The sequence below is a fragment of the Methylomonas sp. AM2-LC genome (genome assembly GCF_039904985.1).
Classification (GTDB): domain Bacteria; phylum Pseudomonadota; class Gammaproteobacteria; order Methylococcales; family Methylomonadaceae; genus Methylomonas.
Window position 1 is genome coordinate 3,312,370 of sequence record NZ_CP157005.1, and the last position, 19,571, is coordinate 3,331,940.

At 42.5% G+C, this 19,571-nt stretch carries 18 protein-coding genes and 1 other RNA gene; 4 read left to right on the top strand and 15 right to left on the bottom strand.

Annotated features, from left to right (window positions below):
- Positions 1 to 225 precede the first annotated feature (225 nt).
- Complete coding sequence (locus ABH008_RS14830) at positions 226 to 3,657, top strand: AAA family ATPase (protein ID WP_347986390.1); 3,432 nt, start codon at positions 226 to 228, stop codon at positions 3,655 to 3,657.
- Between the two features lie 51 nt (positions 3,658 to 3,708).
- Here the strand turns inward: ABH008_RS14830 and ABH008_RS14835 are convergent, their stop codons facing one another.
- The 10 genes from ABH008_RS14835 to ABH008_RS14880 all read right to left on the bottom strand — a co-directional run bounded on the left by ABH008_RS14835 (position 3,709) and on the right by ABH008_RS14880 (position 12,292).
- Complete coding sequence (locus ABH008_RS14835; RefSeq protein WP_347986391.1) at positions 3,709 to 4,278, bottom strand: transglutaminase family protein; 570 nt, start codon at positions 4,276 to 4,278, stop codon at positions 3,709 to 3,711.
- A 172-nt stretch (positions 4,279 to 4,450) separates the two neighbouring features.
- Positions 4,451 to 5,413 carry a rhodanese-related sulfurtransferase gene (locus ABH008_RS14840; protein ID WP_347986392.1) on the bottom strand — a complete coding sequence of 321 codons (963 nt, stop codon included), beginning with the start codon at positions 5,411 to 5,413 and terminating at the stop codon, positions 4,451 to 4,453.
- Positions 5,414 to 5,719: 306 nt separating this feature from the next.
- On the bottom strand, positions 5,720 to 7,507 hold the full coding sequence (locus tag ABH008_RS14845) for a GspE/PulE family protein (protein ID WP_347986393.1): 1,788 nt from the start codon (positions 7,505 to 7,507) through the stop codon (positions 5,720 to 5,722).
- Positions 7,508 to 7,712: 205 nt separating this feature from the next.
- A complete protein-coding gene (locus ABH008_RS14850; RefSeq protein WP_347986394.1) occupies positions 7,713 to 7,949 on the bottom strand; it encodes a VF530 family protein in 237 nt (78 codons plus the stop codon).
- Positions 7,950 to 7,970: 21 nt separating this feature from the next.
- Entirely contained in the window at positions 7,971 to 8,219 is a 249-nt protein-coding gene (locus ABH008_RS14855; RefSeq protein WP_347986395.1) for an RNA-binding protein, read from the bottom strand.
- A gap of 111 nt (positions 8,220 to 8,330) precedes the next feature.
- Positions 8,331 to 8,606 carry a cupin domain-containing protein gene (locus ABH008_RS14860; RefSeq protein WP_347986396.1) on the bottom strand — a complete coding sequence of 92 codons (276 nt, stop codon included), beginning with the start codon at positions 8,604 to 8,606 and terminating at the stop codon, positions 8,331 to 8,333.
- Between the two features lie 82 nt (positions 8,607 to 8,688).
- Complete coding sequence (locus ABH008_RS14865) at positions 8,689 to 9,216, bottom strand: hypothetical protein (RefSeq protein ID WP_347986397.1); 528 nt, start codon at positions 9,214 to 9,216, stop codon at positions 8,689 to 8,691.
- Positions 9,217 to 9,241: 25 nt separating this feature from the next.
- Positions 9,242 to 10,450, bottom strand: a complete 1,209-nt coding sequence (ubiH, locus tag ABH008_RS14870) for a 2-octaprenyl-6-methoxyphenyl hydroxylase (RefSeq protein ID WP_347986398.1) — start codon at positions 10,448 to 10,450, stop codon at positions 9,242 to 9,244.
- Positions 10,451 to 11,761, bottom strand: a complete 1,311-nt coding sequence (gene pepP, locus ABH008_RS14875; protein WP_347986399.1) for a Xaa-Pro aminopeptidase — start codon at positions 11,759 to 11,761, stop codon at positions 10,451 to 10,453.
- A 6-nt stretch (positions 11,762 to 11,767) separates the two neighbouring features.
- Positions 11,768 to 12,292: a UPF0149 family protein gene (locus ABH008_RS14880; RefSeq protein ID WP_347986400.1), complete on the bottom strand. Its 525-nt coding sequence runs from the start codon at positions 12,290 to 12,292 to the stop codon at positions 11,768 to 11,770.
- A 107-nt stretch (positions 12,293 to 12,399) separates the two neighbouring features.
- Between ABH008_RS14880 and ABH008_RS14885 the strand changes: the two genes are divergently transcribed.
- The 3 genes from ABH008_RS14885 (at position 12,400) to ssrS (ending at position 13,115) form a co-directional block, all read left to right on the top strand.
- A complete protein-coding gene (locus ABH008_RS14885) occupies positions 12,400 to 12,624 on the top strand; it encodes a TIGR02449 family protein (protein WP_347986401.1) in 225 nt (74 codons plus the stop codon).
- On the top strand, positions 12,624 to 12,914 hold the full coding sequence (locus tag ABH008_RS14890) for a cell division protein ZapA (RefSeq protein WP_347986402.1): 291 nt from the start codon (positions 12,624 to 12,626) through the stop codon (positions 12,912 to 12,914). Before ABH008_RS14885 ends, ABH008_RS14890 begins: the two co-directional genes overlap by 1 nt.
- Positions 12,915 to 12,935: 21 nt before the next feature.
- A non-coding RNA gene (ssrS, locus tag ABH008_RS14895) (6S RNA) lies at positions 12,936 to 13,115 on the top strand.
- 236 nt (positions 13,116 to 13,351) lie between these two features.
- Here ssrS and ABH008_RS14900 read toward each other — a convergent pair.
- From ABH008_RS14900 to ABH008_RS14920, 5 genes are all read right to left on the bottom strand, one after another.
- Positions 13,352 to 14,398, bottom strand: coding sequence for an EamA family transporter (locus tag ABH008_RS14900; protein WP_347986403.1), 1,047 nt, complete (start codon positions 14,396 to 14,398; stop codon positions 13,352 to 13,354).
- 243 nt (positions 14,399 to 14,641) lie between these two features.
- Positions 14,642 to 15,424: a spondin domain-containing protein gene (locus ABH008_RS14905; RefSeq protein ID WP_347986404.1), complete on the bottom strand. Its 783-nt coding sequence runs from the start codon at positions 15,422 to 15,424 to the stop codon at positions 14,642 to 14,644.
- 232 nt (positions 15,425 to 15,656) lie between these two features.
- Positions 15,657 to 16,889, bottom strand: coding sequence for a hypothetical protein (locus ABH008_RS14910; protein WP_347986405.1), 1,233 nt, complete (start codon positions 16,887 to 16,889; stop codon positions 15,657 to 15,659).
- A 69-nt stretch (positions 16,890 to 16,958) separates the two neighbouring features.
- The gene (locus ABH008_RS14915) at positions 16,959 to 18,722 is read right to left on the bottom strand and encodes an ATP-binding protein (protein ID WP_347986406.1); all 1,764 of its coding nucleotides are present in this window, start codon (positions 18,720 to 18,722) and stop codon (positions 16,959 to 16,961) included.
- Positions 18,712 to 19,380, bottom strand: a complete 669-nt coding sequence (locus ABH008_RS14920) for a hypothetical protein (RefSeq protein ID WP_347986407.1) — start codon at positions 19,378 to 19,380, stop codon at positions 18,712 to 18,714. The genes ABH008_RS14915 and ABH008_RS14920 overlap by 11 nt, the downstream gene beginning before the upstream one ends.
- Positions 19,381 to 19,571: the final 191 nt, after the last annotated feature.

Consider the following 19,571-nt stretch of genomic DNA (forward strand, 5'->3'; position numbering starts at 1 on the left):
CTAGTGCTTTTGTTCGCACAGTACACACAGTATGACAATCACGCAATAGGCTGGTTTTTCAGATGGATAGCCTATAAACTAAAAAACTATCCGCTAGGGGTGGGCTTTTTAGTATCATTGCGCAGTAAATGTCAGCGAGTATCGAATTAGCACACCCTATTAAGTGGACCAATACGCGTACCCGTTTTAGAAAATTTCACTCATGCCTATATAATTCATTAACTTATGCGCATACTCAACATCAGTTTCAAAAATATCAACTCGTTAGAAGGCGAAGGCCAAGTCAGTTTTGACCAAGGCCCTATCGCTGATAGTGGTATTTTTGCCATTACTGGCCCAAATGGTTCGGGTAAAAGTAGTATTCTGGATGTGATTACGCTGGGCTTATATGGTGAAACCTTTCGGTTCGACAAACCAGCAGAACATATTATTACCAAGCTTGCTACAGAAAGTTTGGCTCAGATTGAGTTTGCTTTTAATGGTGAAAAGTATCGCTCTAGCTGGCATGTAACACGTAATGATATTCATCAACCTCAAATGACTCTATTACAGTTAGGAGCGGAGGAAAAGTTACTGGCAGAAACACCCAGCCAAGTACGTCAATACTTAATAGAATTAACTGGCATGGATTTTCATAAATTCAGTAAATCCATCGTTTTGCCACAAGGCGATTTTGCCGCTTTCCTAAACGCGTTGGACAGCGAACGCATGGATATTCTGGAAAAAATTAGTGGCACTGATTTTTATGCCGACTATGCACAGCAAATAAAAGACAAACATCAAAGTTTGCTGGATAAAATCAGCCTGGTTAAGCAAGACTGTGAGATTTTACCCCTAATTGATGATTTAACACTAGAAGCTGCAGAACAGGATTTACAGGATTTTGTAGAACTGAGCACCGAGTTAAAAGCCGAGAAAACCGAGGTTGAACAACAACTGCGTAAATTTCAGCAAATCCAGGTGTTACAAAAAGATTATCAACAATTGCTAAAAACCCAGCAAGACTTACAAAGCAAAGTAGCGCAACACGAACAAGATTTACAACGCATCGACAATGCCCCAGACAGCCAGATCTTTACAGACGAACTAAACCTGCTGGATACTCTGCGTAGCGAACTGACTCAAAATCAACAACGTCTAAGCAGTTACAACGCAGAACTGACGCTATTGCAACAACAACTCAATCAGGAAGCGACAGGTCAGCCACAAACTGATTTGAGCAACATAGACTGGGTTGCGCAAAAGCAGTTAATTGATGGCTTTAAACTCAAAATCAGTGAAATTAAACTACAACTCCCCAGAGAAAAGGAGTTATCCACGGCTATCACGCAGCAGATTCAGGATAAACAACTTAACCTGACCGAAGTGAACAACTGGTTACAGACGCATCAGACCGATACCCAACTATTAACTGACTTTCCAGAAATTGTTGGCTTGCGTAATATTCGCAGCACTTTAGCCGAACTTGGCGTACAACAAAAAAGCCAAAACAAGTGGTCAAAAAATCAAACCACCGCCGCGACTAAAAACAAAACAGCTTTGACGAATGCTCAATTGCGCATTGAAGAACTAAAAACCCAGATTGAGGCTAACGAAGCCAAACTTAAGGAAATCAGCAATGGCAAAAGCGTTGCCGAATTGAATGAATTACATGCAGAACAACAACTGCGTGTCAATGAGTTTAAGGAGCTCTTAGCGATAGCGACAGTTACCGCCCGATTTTCCGCCAAAAAAAGTTTTTTTAGCTGGTTTAAACGTCAATCCAATCAATCTTTACCGGATGTAGAGGCACTGCAAAAACAAGTGGAATCTTTTAAACAGGAGTTTATTCAAGAAGACAACATTGCCAGAGCTTTGGATCAAGCCATTGCGAATGAAAACTTATTAAAACGATTGAATTCACCACGCGATAAATTAGTGGAAGGCAAGCCCTGCTTTTTATGTGGCTCTACCCATCATCCTTATAGCATTAAACCACCAGTACTGACTGACTCCAAAAAAGCCCTGACCGATCAACGCAGTAAATTACAGGTATTAAAAGCCCGTATCGAAATTGCAGAAGATCAACTAAGCAGCGCACTCAAAAAACAAAGCAATTCGACAGCCAAACAAAAGTTTTTAGCCGAAAAACAAACCGCATGGCTAGTGTTAGCCAATAAACTCAGTCGGCATCGTGATGGCTTTAGTATTGAACATCTGGTAGAACATAAACAATTTCTGGCCGACGAACAACAGGAATTGGACAATATTAATAATGTACTTAAATTATATGTGCAATTAGAGCGCGATACCGCCAACGCCCAAGCAGAAATTACTGCCAAACAAGCCTTAATAGCCAATTTACGTGTTACAGCAGAACAACTGGATGCCAATTTGAGTGAGCGCTCCCCAGAAGCTCAAGAAGTTTTTGCGCAATACACCACGGCACTCAATGAAGAAGCCGCTTTGAGCAAACGTGTTGAATTACAGTTAAAACAGTTAGGCGAAAAAATGCCGGGGAAAAACAAAGAGAACGAATTGTTTGACCGACTGAATAGCCGTCGTCAGGATTATCAAATCAACGCCTTACGCCAAACGGGACTACAGGAAGAAATCGGCGACCTGCAAGAAAAACTACACCAGTGCCAAACAGTTATTCAAGATTTACAACAACAACTTAGCGACAATTTGGAATCCTTGCGTACCAACGAATGGCTAAGTCTAAACTTGGCGGTATTAGACAAACAAAAACTGGTCAACAGCACAGAACAACAAGTTAAAGAGCAACGCATAGTCTTCGAGAGCCTGCAGCGCAGTTTTTCTGAAAAAATTACTGCTCAAGGTTTCAAAGACATTAACGAACTGCTGCAAACTATGGATTTAGTAGAAAAGCAACCCGAAATTCAGGCGCGGTATTTTGACTACAAAAAACAGCTAGATCCCCTGCAATTACAAGTGTTACAGCTGGAATTTAAACTGCAAGCAGAGCAACAAAATTTTGACGACAGCCTGAGTGAACAGGACTTACGCGAAATGTTTAGCTTATTATCCGAAAAAGCAGAGATTGCAGAACAGGAAGTCAGCAGTTTACAAAACAAACTGGAAAAACAACAAAAATACCGCCAGAGATACCAAGCATTAGAAAACCAATTAGCGGAGTATCAACAGCAGTTAACCCTAGCCGAAGCCGACCTGAATGAATTGACAGATACCACAGGTGGTTTGCAAAACAAAATTCGTCAGTTACTGATTAGTAAACTGTTATCGCAAGCTAATGCCACTCTGGAAAAAATCAGTGGCCGTTATTATTTGCGTAGTGCGGAAAGTGAGCATGGTTTGGCATTGGAAATTGAAGATACCAAACAAAAAAATGTACGGCGTTTACCCAAAACATTATCCGGTGGCGAAAGTTTTGTCGTCAGTTTGGCCTTAGCGCTGGCTTTGGCCGATATTGCCAACAATGGTAAATCCATAGAATCCCTGTTTCTGGACGAAGGCTTTGGCAATCTGGATTCCGAAGCTTTGTATCTGGCTATGAGTACATTAGAAAACCTGAAGTTTCAGGGTAGAACAGTGGGCATCATCTCCCACGTTGATGGCGTTAAAAAGCGCATTAAAACCCAGATTGAATTAGTAAAAAAACCAAATGGTTATAGTGAATTGAAGTTGGTGGCTTAGTGTGAAGATGGGTTGAAAATTTCGTAACTGAATAGTATTAAGTGCCTGTAATTAACTATGATAATCAGGCAAATTTTTATAAACCAGTTCGACGCTTTTATTTTCAGTTAAAGCTTTCACAACTTGTGGCAATGGCGTTGCCCAAATGCCAGGAATGTCTTTTTCGGCACTATCAACAATGGGAAAGGCTAATTTCTCTTGGGGTGGGCAAAATTCAGCCGTCACTCCGGCTTTATTACCTCTAGCGTCAACTCGATACCAACCATATTGTTGCAGATATACCGCATTTAGGCCATGCAGACAATAGGGTGGCCCATCACTCTCGATTGTTAAGCGTTGATAACAAAGACCCGCTGGAATATGATTGGCTCTTAATAACGCCGCTAACAAATGGCTCTTAGCATAACAATAGCCTGTGCCATACTGTAATACGTCAGAAGCCTTACATGTCACCGGGTTCAACTTGTAATCCCAGCTGTGTTTGATGGAATCGCGTACGAATTCAAAGCATTGTTTTACAATATCTTCATCGTTAACAGACTCTGCCAACTCTTTTGCTTTATTCACCACCAATGGGTGTTTCCAGTCGATATATTCACTACTTTCAAGGTAATCGTCCATTATCGTTTCTGGTTGTATACGCAACATCATCAGATCAGGCATTGATAGCTAAACATTGTCTTATTCTGCGTCCACTTAATTTAATTGTTTCATAAAGCGTCCTTTTCCAGAAAGCTCAGTAGAAAAATCTGAATGGTTAACCACCCCTATGTTTACCTATGCTTAAGGGTAATCAGGATATTTTTTGCAACTTAGCCTGACGTTTTTGAATGAGTGCCTTCGCTGCATCAGCACCCATATGTGCTTCTCCGCGAAGTTTGGCCAGTTCCATTTGTTTTTCGCGCTCTATGAATCGTGCTTTTCGCTCAGGCGCAACATTGTCATAACAATTTGGACAGCTAACCCCGTGCTGATATTTATCACTGGCTTTATCGTTTTCAGTAATCGGCAGGCGGCAAGCGTTACACTGATCATGTGTGCCTTTTTCAAGCTGTAAATTAACGGTTACCCGCTCATCAAATACAAAGCACTCACCTTCCCAAAGTGTTTCTTGTTCGGGTACTTCCTCCAGATATTTTAATATGCCGCCTTTAAGATGATAAACCTCTTCAAAACCTTGTTCTTTTAAGTAGGCTGTCGATTTTTCACAGCGTATGCCGCCAGTACAAAACATGGCGATTTTCTTATGTTTATTGTTATCAAGATGGTCTTTTGCGTATTGAGGAAATTCCCGAAAACTCTGTAGATGCGGATTTATGGCGTGTTTAAAGCTACCTACCTTAATTTCATAGTCGTTACGGGTGTCTACCACTATCACTTCAGGGTCTTGGATGAGTTGGTTCCAATCCTTAGGATCAACATAAGTACCCACTACCCGTTTAGGATCAATATTTTCCACCCCCATGGTGACTATCTCTTTTTTGAGTTTTACTTTGGGGCGGTTGAAAGGTGTCTTGTCGGTCAAAGATTCCTTACAATCCAAATCTTGCAGGCGGGGATCGTTTCGCAGCCAGTCCAGTACTGCATCAATTCCCTGACGTGAGCCTGCTATTGTGCCGTTGATGCCCTCTTCGGCCAATAACAAGGTGCCGCGTACCTGATGGGTTTCCATAAGGTCAAAGAGTGGTTGACGCAATGCATAGAAATTTTCCAAGCTAACAAATTTATACAAAGCGCATACAACAATCGGTGACATTTATATTCCTTGGATTTAGACTAGAACGAAGGTTATTTGAAAAAAGAATGGAAATTGCTATTTTAACTTCAATTCGTATAACTATTTAATAGACGGATGCGTTTTTTGTAAGATATGCCGACGCTTGGCGACGCATCATCCGCGACAGGCTTAATTTTAGGTTGCGCAGAGCAACGCAAAGCCCAACATTACAAAGCAGATGAGTTTTAGTTATTATAAGCCTTAAAAAATAAATTATTATCTTCAGGTTTATAGCTGCGATCGTTTGGCATCCTGTCGTCAGCCCAACCTTACTTGTTACTGACTTTAAAATACCATCCGTTCAGGTGCCACACGCAATACTTCTTCAATGGTACTTAGTCCGGCGGCAACTTTTTCGGCACCACTTAAGCGCAAGGGGCGCATACCTTCGCGCACAGCTTGTTTTGCTAATAAACTGGAATCGGTACTTTCGAGTATCAATTTTTGCAGAGTGGCACTGTTTTCAAAAATTTCGTAGATACCAATACGACCAGAATAACCGGTGTTGCGGCATTCCTTACAGCCTACTGCTTTATAAATTTGTTTGGGTGATGCTACTTTAAATGGCTCTACCAACACCAGCCATTGCTCCAATTCTACCGGAACGGCCACCTTACAATGGTGACATAACACCCTGATCAAACGTTGCGCCATAATACCAATCACGGTTTGCTGGATCAAATAATAAGGCACACCCAGATTAAGTAAGCGGGTTATAGACGAGGGTGCGTTATTGGTATGCAAAGTAGATATCACCAAGTGACCTGTCAGAGAGGCCTGAACAGCCATTTCTGCGGCTTCTAGATCGCGAATCTCGCCCACCATAATAATATCTGGATCTTGCCTTAGCAGTGTGCGGATACCCGACGCAAAATCCAACCCTATATTGGTTTGCACCTGCATTTGGTTAAATGTAGGCTCTATCTGCTCTATAGGGTCTTCAATGGTGCATAGATTGATTTCAGGTGTTGCCAGACGTTTAAGCGTAGAGTACAGCGTGGTAGTCTTTCCAGACCCCGTTGGACCAGTCACCAGAATAATTCCGTGACTACGCTCGGTCATACGTTCCCAAATTGCAAGCTCCTGCTTATTAAAACCCAATTGCTCATAGTTTCGTAATAACACTTCAGGATCAAATATCCGCATTACCAGTTTTTCACCAAAGGCAGTGGGCATGGTGGATAAACGCAATTCAATTTCCTTACCTTGTGCATTTTGGGTTTTAATGCGCCCATCTTGTGGTAAGCGTTTCTCAGCGATATTCATCCTGCCTAGAATTTTTAGCCGACTCAATACCGCATTCATAATAGGCATGGGGAATTGATAAACTTGATGTAATACACCATCAATACGAAAGCGTACATTGCCTTGCAGTCGGCGTGGCTCGATATGAATATCGCTGGCACGTTGATCAAAAGCGTATTGAAACAACCAGCTAACCAAATTAACCACATGCTGGTTATTAGCATCCAGATCGGTAGCATTACTAAGCTCTACCAACTGTTCAAAGTTTTGACCAATACCGCGATAGGTTTCGTTTGAGGTTTGTATTCCCGCGCCTTTTAAAGACTTGGAAAAATTATAAAACTCCTCTATATAACGTTTGATTTCATCTGGATTGGCAAAGACGCAACGTATCGTTCCATGATGCATTTTTGCCAAATCCTGTTGCCAGGTTCTTACAAATGGTTCGGCTGTGGCAATAACCACTTCATCTTCACTAATGGCGATGGGCAAGATATTAAAATTACTGGTGTATGCCTTACTGAACAATTTGGTGACACTGGCGACATCAATTTTGAGTGGATCAAAATAATAATAGCTAAGACCCACTTTTTTAGCCAGCCATTGCGTTAAATCTTCCTGCGTTAAAAGCTTACCGTATAGCAGCTGGTTAGATATTTCGCATTCTGCCAGTACTTTTAAGGGATGTTTTTGTCGATTAACGGCTGCTTGTCCATATTGTTTGCATTTTTCTAAATCTGCGACCGACAACATGGCATCTGCTTGCAGCCAATCGATAATCTGATTGATATCTAGCTTTTTGTCTGCTGATTTATGATCTTCCCGCATAGGTATTTATAGAATAGGTGTTATAAGCAATACAAAAAACAGAGAAAAACGATACGTTAGTCAGTGGATAGTATTTATAAACTAATATATTACAAAATATTTATCATTCGCATAGGTTAGATTACAACTGCATTTAACCCAAGCTACGCCGTTGAATTTAAATAATCCGTTCCTAAAGCAAGTACCGTTCAGTCTAGACGTATTTTTAAGGCTCTTTAGGCAGTGAATGGTGCGTTTCCAGATAGAGTTCTTCCAGTTTTTGCCGTGCCCAGGGAGTTTTACGCAAAAACTTCAAACTGGAAGCCAGACTAGGGTCTTTACTAAAACAATTAACCGGTATGCGTTGGCTTAGCGTTTCCCAGCCAAGCTCAGCTTGTAAGCAGATCAGTATCGATTCCAGCGTCAAACCATGTAAAGGGTCATTTGAGCGCGTACTTTTCAATTTATGACAGCCGATTGAGTATCATGGTTGTTTAATTTCAGCTTTTTTAACCCTAATTTTACTACCTGCCAACTCCAAACCATTAAGCACTTGCATGGCAGCTTTAGCTTCACCGGGACTGGGCATTTCCACATAAGCAAAGCCCTTGGACAAGCCAGTGTCTTTATCCATGACCAACTGACAGGATTGCAGTTTACCGTGCTCTTCAAAGATGCTACGCAATTCTGATTCTGTGGTGGTGCGGGCAAGATTACGTATCAATAATTTCATAGCTTCCTAGGTATTAAATAAACAATGAAATTATAGCGCATTTAGCTGTTAGTAATAATTTATCAATGTGTAGTGTAGTTTTACCACACTACACGCTAATCACTTCGAAGTTTAATCGTAGCTATAATGTTTGCGCAAAGGTTTTACCACTTCCCAATGGCTATCTAAACCGGCTTCGAATATGACTAGATCACCCGGTAAAATACGCACGGGTTCACCACCAGCTGGGGTAACAATAATTTCGCCTTCCAGAATATAAGCAGTTTCTGTTTCATCAAAATCAATTGGAAAAGTAGAAATTTCTTTTTCCCAAATCGACCAGTTGGCTACGCCTAAAGCGTCTAAACGTTCCTGACTGGGATTGTGTTCAACAATAATTTTGCTCATCGTATTTCCTTAGAATAAAGTGTCTGTAGAATGCAAATTCTACCATTCTTAGAATCCAGACAACTAACTTCTGCACAGTTTATCAGTGCCAGCCTCCGTATTGGGTAGTCGGATCGCCGCGAAATCCGGTGCTGGTTTTGTTCGCATCTGGCACATGTACACGCTCTTCAGCAGCACGCGTCAGATTACTTAGTGTATAACCGCCCAATAGTTTCGCCTGTTTGGCAATGGCAGTAGTCATGGGATTAATATCGTATTTTGTAGTGGTGGGTTGAATAGCAACACTCAACATTTTTTCGTTATCGTCATTTGCTTTCTCAGGCACATAATGCAATAACACGGGCCAGAGGCTACCAGCCGGTACCTGTAACTGGTAACGCGCGCTATTTTCCAAAATCGTTTCAGCCAGAACGTCCCCATTGAGCGATTTTGCGGTTATTTTGCCCGTTTTAAGCAGTCCACTATTATTGCTTACGGCGCCTTGCAAAATGACCGATTTTTCATATTTAACAGCCGTTTCTTTATGAGTAGATGGGGGTGCATGTTCTTTACCGCAAGCGCTTAACAAGCTAAAAACCAAGATGGGTATCAGTTTATGGCTGTATTTCATAACAAACTCCAATCGCAACAATCTCTCAATCCACGTGCAGTTTTGACAACCCTGCTGCCATCCCCATCGCGTGTTTAACTAATATTTTTTTAACTGCAGGCAAATGATCCAACAATGTTAACCCTGTATTACGCAAAGCGGCTACTGGCAGCCAATCATTGGAAAATAAATTAACCAGGTTATCAGTAAAGCCAATAGTTTTATTGTGATCAGCCTGCCTTTGTTTTGCATAAAGGTTAAGTAATTCGGTTGCCCCCAAATCCCCCTGTTTTTGCTGATGACTGTTTAACAATTCCGCCAGATAGGCTACATCGCGTATGCCTAAATTAAAACCCTGCCCTGCTACCGGATGCAATTGATGGGCAGCATTACCAATAATCACTACCCGTCCGGCCACCATCTGTTCTGCACGAATTAGGCTTAATGGAAAAGCGCGGCGCGGTTCGGTTAACGTAAGTGTCCCCAAGCGATATCCAAAACAATCTTGCAGTTCAGCCAAAAAGTCGGCTTCACTACCGTGTAACAAGCCCTCGGCTTGTTCGTGACTACGTGTCCAAACTACCGATAAATGTTTACCGTGCAATGGCAGCAAAGCCAATGGACCAAAAGACGTAAAACGCTCATAAGCGGTATTTTGATGCGGACGCGTTGCTTTTACGGTAGTCACCAACGCGGTTTGACCATAATCACTAATGCTCTGTGGTATTTCCAGTAACTTGCGTACCGTTGATTGTCCGCCGTCTGCTCCGACCAGCAACTGGGCAGAGATATTCAGCGACTCTCCGTGCTGTTTTAGACTGACATTGACTTCATCAAAACCGGACATAACACCTGCTACGCGGGTTTCATAAAATACATCAATTCCGGTTTGTGCTACCAAATCGGCAACATGCGTTTCAATGTCGCGTGCCACTATCACATAGCCCAGAGCCGCGACACCTTGTTGCTGGGCCGATAAGCGGGTTTTGCCAAAATGCCCACGATCAGATACATGAATATGTTTAATCGCAGTGGCTTTTTCAGCAATGGCTGACCATGCACCTAGCGTTTCTAGTAACTTTACAGTCCCTGCGGCTAGCGCCAATGCACGATCACCACCTGCCGCAGTTGCAAGCTGCTGGCGACTACTTGATTCTACCAGTGCTATGCGCATACCTGTGTCTTTTAAAGCCAACGCCAAACAGTTACCCGCTAGCCCGGCACCAACAATAATCAAGTCATACTGGTTTTGCATTTAAGCACCTCGCATCAAGGCTTCAATATCCGCTATGGTTTTGGGTACAGCCGCTGTCAGCACTTCATGCCCATTAGCAGTCACTAAAACATCGTCTTCAATACGTATACCAATGCCCCGCCACATTTTATCGACACTTTCACAATTTGCCGGTATATACAAACCTGGCTCAACCGTCAGCACCATGCCGGGTTCCAACAAACGCCATTCGTCCTTAATTTTATACTCACCGACATCGTGTACATCCATACCTAGCCAATGACCAATACGATGCATATAAAATTGTTTGTATTTTTCTTCTTTAATCAGTTTACTGACCTTACCTTTTAACAAACCTAACTTTACCAATCCAGCGGTTAGTACTTGCACTGACGCTTCATGGGCAATATGCCAAGCTATTCCTGGCTTTACCTGTTCCAACGCCGCGTATTGTGCATCTAACACTAGTTGATACAATTTTTTTTGCGGTTCGCTAAATACACCGGATATTGGAAAAGTGCGGGTTATATCGGCAGCATAATGTTCACATTCCACCCCCGCATCAATTAATAACAAATCACCTTTGCCTAATTTGTCTTTGTTTTCGGTGTAATGGAGTACGCAGGCATTTTTACCCGCCGCAACAATCGAGGGATACGCTACTGCCCGCAAACCTTGCTGCATAAATTCGTGGGTCAGTTCGGCTTCGATCTGGTATTCGAATAAGCCTGGCTTACAAGACTGCATGGCACGACAATGTGCTTGAGCAGACACGGTAGCTGCGCGGCGCATCAGTTTTAATTCTTCTGTGGATTTAAATAATCGCATTTCGTGCACAATATGTTCCAACGACACCAGCTCACCTGGCGCACTGACACCTGTCCGCGATTGTTTACGTATATTATTGATCCACTCCATGAGTTTATGATCCAGCTCACTGTCTTTACCCATGGGGTAAAATACCTTGCCTTTATTTTCCAGCATTCCAGGTAAAATATCATCCAGATCGGTTATCGGAAACGAATCATCAGCAGCATAATGCTCGGTAGCCCCTTCCAATCCGGCATGCGCACCTTCCCACAAAGCTTTTTTCTCGTCGTATTCTCGGCAAAACAGCACATATTCGCCCTTTTCACGACCAGGAATAAATACAGCCAACGATTCTGATTCGTTAAAACCTGTTAGATAATAAAAATCGCTATCCTGTCGATACGGATAAAGCACATCACGATTACGGGTACGATGCGAAGCACTGGCAATAATGGCAATATTACCCTTACCGATCTGTTTCATCAGGGTGGCGCGACGTTTTTTAAATTCGTTTTGTTTCATGGTTAACTAGTGGCTTTCGTTCGTAGCGGTTTCTAAAAAATAATCTCTGATAGTAAATACGGCTGCACGACAATATTCGCAGACTTCCATCAGTGCATTAGCATCCTCCTCGTCTTCAACTGCGCTGTCAATTTTTGTCAATTCGATAATATCGCGCATGACTTCACCCACCTCGCCAGGCCAATCAACAGTCGATTGTGTATAGCCAATTCCGAACAAAAACCCCTGACACCATAATCTCAAAGCTTCCACCTGTTCAAACAAAGGTTCATCGTCGTCAGGTAATAACAATTCAAACTCAAAAGCTTCTAAATCTGCAATTAAAGCTTGTCGAGTTGCTTCGAACAACTCTACCAAAGCCGTTTCTGAATCCGCACTGAATACATCGTTTGGTAATATTTCCTGTAACCAGTTACCCACATCCGCTCGTGCTTCCACACTTAACATGCCAACGGCGATACCATGTGCTTCAGCGGCCTCAATATCGGCATCCTGCTGTAATAAAATTTCACTAATTTCTTGATATATCATGACTTCGTTTATCACCCATCATTAAGAAGCTGTTTAAAATCGGCACTTATGCTAACATTGATAGCGTTATTGGATGATTTTATATCTTATTGGCTATTATTTTGCTTATGCCCCCATCAGAAAAAAACCCATCGAACGAACTCGAAGCGCTGGAAGCGAAACTGGACTTACTTATTTCGCAATACAGCCAACTTAAAAATGAAAATAAAACCCTCAAAACCAAGCAAGACGCATTGGTAAAGGAAAAAGCCAAGCTTTTGGAAAAAACCACACAGGCCAAAACTCGCGTAGAAGCAATGATTGCCCGGCTTAAAGCCATGGAACACGAATAATGAGCAAAACTATACAACCCGTTTCCATTACTATTCTCGGTAAAGAATACAAAATCGCCTGTGCTGTTAATGAACAACAAGCCTTAATCAATTCTGCCAAAGAACTTGATCTGCAAATGCGTAAAATACGTGATACTGGCAAAGTCAGCAGCACAGATAGAATTGCGGTTTTAGCCGCACTGAATATGACACACGATGCTGGAGGCAAAACACTTAGCATCGATGCCGACATTTGTGAGCGACTCAGCAATTTACGCCAAAAAATAGAAAACGTTTTAGAAAATCCCTAAAAGTGGTTAAAATATAAAGCATATCTCCTGCAGCGTTCGAGCAGTACTGGGTGTTTCCTGAACCTGTTTTTACCCCGGAAGCTTTTTGCCATGTATGGTGTGCATGCCTGTTAACTCAGGAAGCCTGATTACCTGGATTTGGTCTCCACTTGAACCTTCGGTTCAAGGACGAAAGTACGAGACGGCGCAGGCGGGAGATCCTGATTTTGTTACATCTACCCTCAACGTTTTTTCTAAAAAGCAATCATAATTAGTCGTTAAAGTCACTTTTTGAGCTTCGTTTTATATAGCTCGATTTAGTATTCAATAAGCTGAACAAAGTGAAGTGCATGTGTCGCGATTCATATACCTCGTGGTATCGACACACCTTACTGACACATTAAAACATCGGCAAGAACATCCACTAAGCATCTGATTCAGTACCGATTATTTCAAGATTACTTGGAATGAACATGCTGGTGGTGAATATCTGGAAAATGCACATGTGTATGGCTCAGTGCTGTATGTTTGTGGAAATGACTATGCGGCTCTCGACCATTCCAATGTTCATCATGCTCATGTTGATGGTGCGCATCATGGCTGTGAAGGTGAATATGCTCTAGTTCAGCATGAGTATGCTGGTGAGCGTGCCGTTCGGTTAAATGTAGCCACACGCCAACCGCCATAAATACTGAAGCAAGTGTAAATAATGGACTCACCGCCTCGTGCAACAAAAACAAGGCAACTGCAGCACCAATAAAAGGTGCAGTTGAAAAATACGCTCCTGTGCGAGCCGCGCCTAAACTGCGTAAGGACAGCACAAAAAACACCAAACTGATGCCGTAACCAAACAAGCCCAGTAGCATAATTGCAGACGTTACCAAAGCATTTGGCATTTCCACACCCAAAGCCATCGCCAAACCAGTATTGACCACACCGGCAATGATCCCTTTGCTGCCAGCAACAAACAAAGCATCTGTCGCAGATACTTTGCGCGTAAGGTTATTGTCAACTGCCCAACATAGGCAAGCTATTACAACTGCCAACGGCCCAAGCCAATCTACAAAGTTTAGCGCACGCTGCGGCCAAGCTAGCAGAACACAACCAATAACAATGAGCAACATACCCAACACTATGCGCTTATCCGTGTTTTCTTTAAATACACACCAAGCAATAACAGCGGTCAATACCGCTTCCAGATTAAGGAGTAAAGAAGCAGTTGCAGCGTTAACATGCATTAAGCCATACAATAAAAATACGGGCGCAAGTATGCCGCCAAAAAAAACGGCACTCAACAGCCAAGGCCATTCGCTAAGCGTAAGCGTAATTTTTTTCCAACCACCATCACGCAACACTCTAGCCATTGCCAACCCCACGCCACTACCCAGATACAACAAACCCGCCACTAACAGTGGCGATTGGGTAGCGAGTAATAGTTTAGCAACTGGGGTGCTGGCACCAAAAAACAAGGAAGCGAGTAAGGCATAGTAGACACCAGTATTCATACTTGGTTTATAGAATTGCAAATGAAAGAGTCAGAATTGAATAATAACGCAAAATTATTATTTATATATAAAACAATCCTGATTATCCATAAGTTTCAGTACATGTAAACTTAAGGGTGGACCGTTATGCAGAATTTACTGACGCTTACAAACGTCTTTTCGAAGTTATATCTCATTGAATTACACAAAAATCTGTTAAGGTAATAAGCTTTCCCTAACAGATTTGACTAGCAAGCGGCCAATCTAAGCCAGGAAAGTTAGCTTTTTCGTTTTACCACGCACAACGGCCAACATCCATAACGCACTGGTAAATAACCAGGCTATTGACGGCTCTGGAACGGCACTGGTGGTTATGCTTAACAAGGGAGTATTATCACCGGGTAAACTGGTAAAGTTATAACCATCGGCGGTTTTTTGTCCGCTCCATACTGAAAAATTATCATTGGCAGTTATGACGCCATTACTGATCGGGGTATTGGTGCCACCAGCTGTTAAAAATGCAGCCCCGGCCACTTGCGATTTAACCGCACCTGCATCCCAGATAGCATTACCATCGATAACAGTGTTTCCAGCAATAAATTGACCTTGATTATTAAATAACTGAATTTCGCCACCAATAAATCGGTCGTTAGAAGGCACTACCATGGAAAAAAAACTTAAATATTTATTTTCGTTAGGATCAAGATCTAAGGTAATACTGCCTGTGGCGCCTGGCAAATAGATACCTGGACCAAACGCATTGCTAGATGCAGTGACTTCTGCGGTTTGCACACCATTTGCTGAACCGAACACATTGAACAAATCAGAACCACTCCCCGTCTCGGCTAATTTAGTAATAGCGGCAGAGGCCGTGCCACCTGGCGTAAATGCACTGGTAGAGCCATCAGTCAGCGCAACAAAGATAGGACTAAGCGCAGCGCCGTTACTAGCAGACAGATTAGCAAAACTTAAGGTGACTTCTTGCGCCTGTACACTAGCAAAAGGAACAAAGGCAGTGGTTAATAGGATTACTGGTAAAAATCTCATTGAAATACTCCGTTATCAAGGGGGGTTACCAAAATTGGCAACTCATTTTGCCCTTGAAAACATCACGAATTCATCACGAGAGTTTAACGTTTATATTGCTGAAATATTTAAAAACGACTCTTTAAACTGTTCAAGGTGAATGGATATGACGTTAACCTTTGAGTTAGCCGATTTAACCAACTTATCTAATCGTTAAGGTAATTTGTTTAAAGTGTTTTAAGTTCTTTCTTAATTAAAAAAACAGGCGATATGCCACTTGCCAAAGCTGTTCGTTTTGCGTAGCCAACTGACCCAGCTTTAAACGCGAAGCATGAACACTGTCAATAGTACTAAACTCTAAATTAAATTGATGTTGTTCCAGGAAAATAATATTGTAATTACAGATCCAGGCTTGGCCGTTTTCGCCATTGGGATCTTGCGGTAAATAATCGAAACCACTGGTTGCAAAGCGTTCGTAGCGTACAGTAAAACGCTGATTATCAAGTTTTTTACTGAACAATATAGACCCTGACCAAAATGAAGTATCCACCGCATATTGATTGTTAATAAAATTCCCCATCTGGGTTTCGCCTAACATGGCTTGGCCGATAAATTCTGTATCCCAGGGTAAATCCATTTTCAAGCCCATATTGCCAAAACGGGTATGCCAAGCATATTGTCCATTTTTTACCATAGAAGGGTTGCCACGATTATCGTAATACATCGCTCTAAACTTGGCAAAACCAGGGCGTTCAATACTGATACCCGTATAAAAACCGGGTCGATTATCGACTTCAACAAAAGGCCGGGTTTGTGCCGCTTGCTTGGGAAAAAACCCACCGATACCCGTAGCAGGCAGCGCAAAACTATCGTTAAGTGTGGCGGTATAATTATCCAGTGCCCAGCCACGCCATGCTAGTAATACTCCGGCGGTATCATTATTACCAAACCCGGAAGCAAACACACCTATACGGTCACCATTGTTAAAACGATACTGATATTGGGCTTCGCCACCAAATACTTTTAACTCTTCGCCAGCCCAGGAATTGATGGTAGAGGATGACAAAGTATAAGGACTGGTCCAACCCACTCCGGTATTTTCCATAGACACTGGTGGTAAAAACGCACCCATGCGAGCACTGAACTGGGATGCTGTGGTGCTGACTGGGCGAAACAACAACAAAGCTTCGCTAATATCAACCGGAATATCTTGCCGACCGGAATATTTGGCCGTAACACTACTGGACCAACTCCAGCCAAGACGAGCTTGCAATAACAAAGTTGCTTGATTAAGATTAAAAATATTGCTGCCAGACTGCGCATTGTTGACACTTAGCTTGCCTAAGCCATTATCTAGCCAGTTAGTGGGTCCTTCTGGATGCATATAACTCAAATCTAGCAAACCATGCCATGTCATTTCTGAAAAGCTATCGGATTGTGCTATTGCGCAAGATATGGAGACACCCTCTATCAACAACATAGCCATTATCAACTTAAGTAACCGATGACTTAACTTTAACTTGATAAGGTACATAAGAAGCTTAATCACAGACCATTAAACAATTGGATTTATTTCTGCTATCGCCAGATCAAAACTAAACATCGAACCCATACCCAAGCTACTTTCTACATGGACACTGCCGCCATGTAAAGCCACAATTTTCGCCACAATTTGTAAGCCCAACCCACCAGAGTCGGGTTTATGTTGACGCATGATACGAGAATCTCTTTCAAACAATCTTGGCAAATATTCAGCGGCAATGCCTTCCCCCGTATCAGTGATACTGACACGTAACCGAGAATCAGTCACTGATATACTTATTTTCACTTCGCCACCCGCCGATGTATGACGCAGAGCGTTATCAATGAGATTGGTCAACACTCTTTCGATCATGGCAATATCGGCAAATACCATTGGTACATGAGTATCTAAAATCGCATTCAAATTTAACCCGCGCTGTTTGGCTGTCATACTGTATTTATGAATCACATCTTGTACTAAATCCAGTAAATTAAAGCATTCCAATTGTACAGGAGTGGCCTGACATTCCAGTTTAGCCAGCTCAAACAACTCCTGTGCCAAACGTCCAACTTTCTCGCTTTGCCGGACGGCAACTGCCAGAAAACGTTCACGCTCGGCTTCCGGTAATTGATTGGCCTTCAATTGCATGGTTTCCAGATAGCCATGCAACGATGTTAACGGTGTACGTAAATCATGAGACACACTGGCAACCATTTCCCGACGCAACAGATCTTGTTCTTTTAAAGTAATGATTTCTTTGGCAATCCGACCCGCCTGATTAAAGGTTTCGGCCAGCAACCCCCATTCATCTCGCCTTGTTACAGTCAGAGGCTCATCAAAGCCTCCATCCAGCAGGCGCTGCGATGCATCGGCCAATTCACGCACTGGCTGAGAAATGTTTTTGGCCAGATAATAAGTACCACACAATGTTGCCAATAGACCAAACACCATTAATGCTAAACTCGCATAAACTAATAGCAGATACGGTTGTAATGCTGTCAGTAAATCAATATGTAACACCAGACTAATTGCCTGCTCCGAACGGGCTGTGTGCAGTGGACGCGCCAAGGCAATCACTGCAACATGACCAATATTAACAAGCTTGGGTGCAGAGTCCTCAGCAACGGGTGCTTGCCGGAGCAAGGCTAGAAAAAAAGCGGCATCAGGTTTACGAAGCGAGCTACTAAGTATGTTTATTTTGTTTTCAGTCTGTAATAGTAATGAAATATCGGGTGGATTGGCCGTTACCTGTTTGAACTTCTCTACCAAACCTTGATCAACCCTATTGAGAATAACTACCCAGCCGATGGGTAAAGGAGCCAGTACCGGTGCTACTGATAATTGGCAAAATTCGCCATCCAACATTGCAAAACCCACTGTTTTGCCTTGGGTCTCGGCATTGTTTATGGCAACGGGGAACATAAATGGCTGTTTTTGTAAGCGTCCACTGGTATCTGCGACAATGTTGCCTTGTAAATCCACATAAAAACCTCTTTGTCCGTGAATGCGATAAGTCAGGTTTTCCAAAGCAGAGTTTACTGTAGTTTGATCGCTGTCACTGACAGCAGAACGAAATCCAAAATCGGCAGCGAGAATGCGAGTTTCGCTGGCCATTTGTTCCCCCTGCTCTGTTAGCATGCGCTTAAAAATATTCTCCGCATACAGCAAATTTTGTTCGCTCTGACTAAGTAGATTTTCTCTGCCAACCCAGTATATGGTCACTAAAGTCAACAATTGAACGCCCACAATCAGCATTGAGAAAAACAACACAATGCGACTTTGAAAATCAAGGTTCACCTTTATAGCCCTCAGCTTGAAGTGAAGTCGGTGGCTTGCCCGTTCTTAGCGTATTTTTCAGGCTTAAGGTATGAAGCAAATAGCCGGGGTGTTGTGACATAACACTAAAAGGCTCAAGATTAATTGCTGTACTTTGTTGCAGATAGGGATGCCAAAGACCGAGTCTATAGCTATTTTCGGGTACGTCCAACCACCAGTGACCTGATGCATCAGTACGCGTAAAATAAGGGGCGTCTGTTACATAGACATAGCTAATCATCCAATCATGTATATTGCAACCTAACACTGCCACCCCTGGAATATCGAATTTAATCGGACTGGGAGGCATATCTTTATATAATTTAATATCGAAACGCTTTATTTGCGAGAATGAATAGACATGATGATGGACGCTATCATTATTGGGAAAACTGACTTCCGTTCCGGTACGCACCACTAGTACATGCGGTAAAAATTCGCGGTTACGTTGATCCAGTATTGCAGTGGCCGTCGGGCTATCGTTAACTGCCTGCATAGTCTGTAACGGTATGGCAGTCACGACGGCATTGGCTACCGGTCGTCCAGACTGATCTCTGATTTCACCTTCGACAAGTGCGGCAAGGGAATGCAACGAGTCTAGACACAGAATTATTCCCATAGTAATACGTGTGGACAACATTGACCTTACCCGATTATTAAGCAAATCCTCAACTCCTTTTTTTGCTAAAAAATGACTTTATGCACTAAACACAACACATGAGTATGCAAGCATTTCTATGAATTGTCGTCATGATGGCTCGACTTCGCCACCCGCCACTACATTGAGCAAGTTAGTGCCGCTTGGTTATTTTAATAGCTTAACTCTGGTTT

Excerpts from the sequence above, each read along its gene's own strand:
- ABH008_RS14830 (WP_347986390.1), top strand. The coding sequence starts at position 226 with ATGCGCATACTCAACATCAGTTTCAAAAATATCAACTCGTTAGAAGGC.
- ABH008_RS14835 (WP_347986391.1), bottom strand. The coding sequence starts at position 4,278 with ATGGACGATTACCTTGAAAGTAGTGAATATATCGACTGGAAACACCCA.
- ABH008_RS14840 (WP_347986392.1), bottom strand. The coding sequence starts at position 5,413 with ATGTCACCGATTGTTGTATGCGCTTTGTATAAATTTGTTAGCTTGGAA.
- ABH008_RS14845 (WP_347986393.1), bottom strand. The coding sequence starts at position 7,507 with ATGCGGGAAGATCATAAATCAGCAGACAAAAAGCTAGATATCAATCAG.
- ABH008_RS14855 (WP_347986395.1), bottom strand. The coding sequence starts at position 8,219 with ATGAAATTATTGATACGTAATCTTGCCCGCACCACCACAGAATCAGAA.
- ABH008_RS14860 (WP_347986396.1), bottom strand. The coding sequence starts at position 8,606 with ATGAGCAAAATTATTGTTGAACACAATCCCAGTCAGGAACGTTTAGAC.
- ABH008_RS14865 (WP_347986397.1), bottom strand. The coding sequence starts at position 9,216 with ATGAAATACAGCCATAAACTGATACCCATCTTGGTTTTTAGCTTGTTA.
- ubiH (WP_347986398.1), bottom strand. The coding sequence starts at position 10,450 with ATGCAAAACCAGTATGACTTGATTATTGTTGGTGCCGGGCTAGCGGGT.
- pepP (WP_347986399.1), bottom strand. The coding sequence starts at position 11,761 with ATGAAACAAAACGAATTTAAAAAACGTCGCGCCACCCTGATGAAACAG.
- ABH008_RS14880 (WP_347986400.1), bottom strand. The coding sequence starts at position 12,292 with ATGATATATCAAGAAATTAGTGAAATTTTATTACAGCAGGATGCCGAT.
- ABH008_RS14885 (WP_347986401.1), top strand. The coding sequence starts at position 12,400 with ATGCCCCCATCAGAAAAAAACCCATCGAACGAACTCGAAGCGCTGGAA.
- ABH008_RS14890 (WP_347986402.1), top strand. The coding sequence starts at position 12,624 with ATGAGCAAAACTATACAACCCGTTTCCATTACTATTCTCGGTAAAGAA.
- ABH008_RS14900 (WP_347986403.1), bottom strand. The coding sequence starts at position 14,398 with ATGAATACTGGTGTCTACTATGCCTTACTCGCTTCCTTGTTTTTTGGT.
- ABH008_RS14905 (WP_347986404.1), bottom strand. The coding sequence starts at position 15,424 with ATGAGATTTTTACCAGTAATCCTATTAACCACTGCCTTTGTTCCTTTT.
- ABH008_RS14910 (WP_347986405.1), bottom strand. The coding sequence starts at position 16,889 with ATGGCTATGTTGTTGATAGAGGGTGTCTCCATATCTTGCGCAATAGCA.
- ABH008_RS14920 (WP_347986407.1), bottom strand. The coding sequence starts at position 19,380 with ATGTTGTCCACACGTATTACTATGGGAATAATTCTGTGTCTAGACTCG.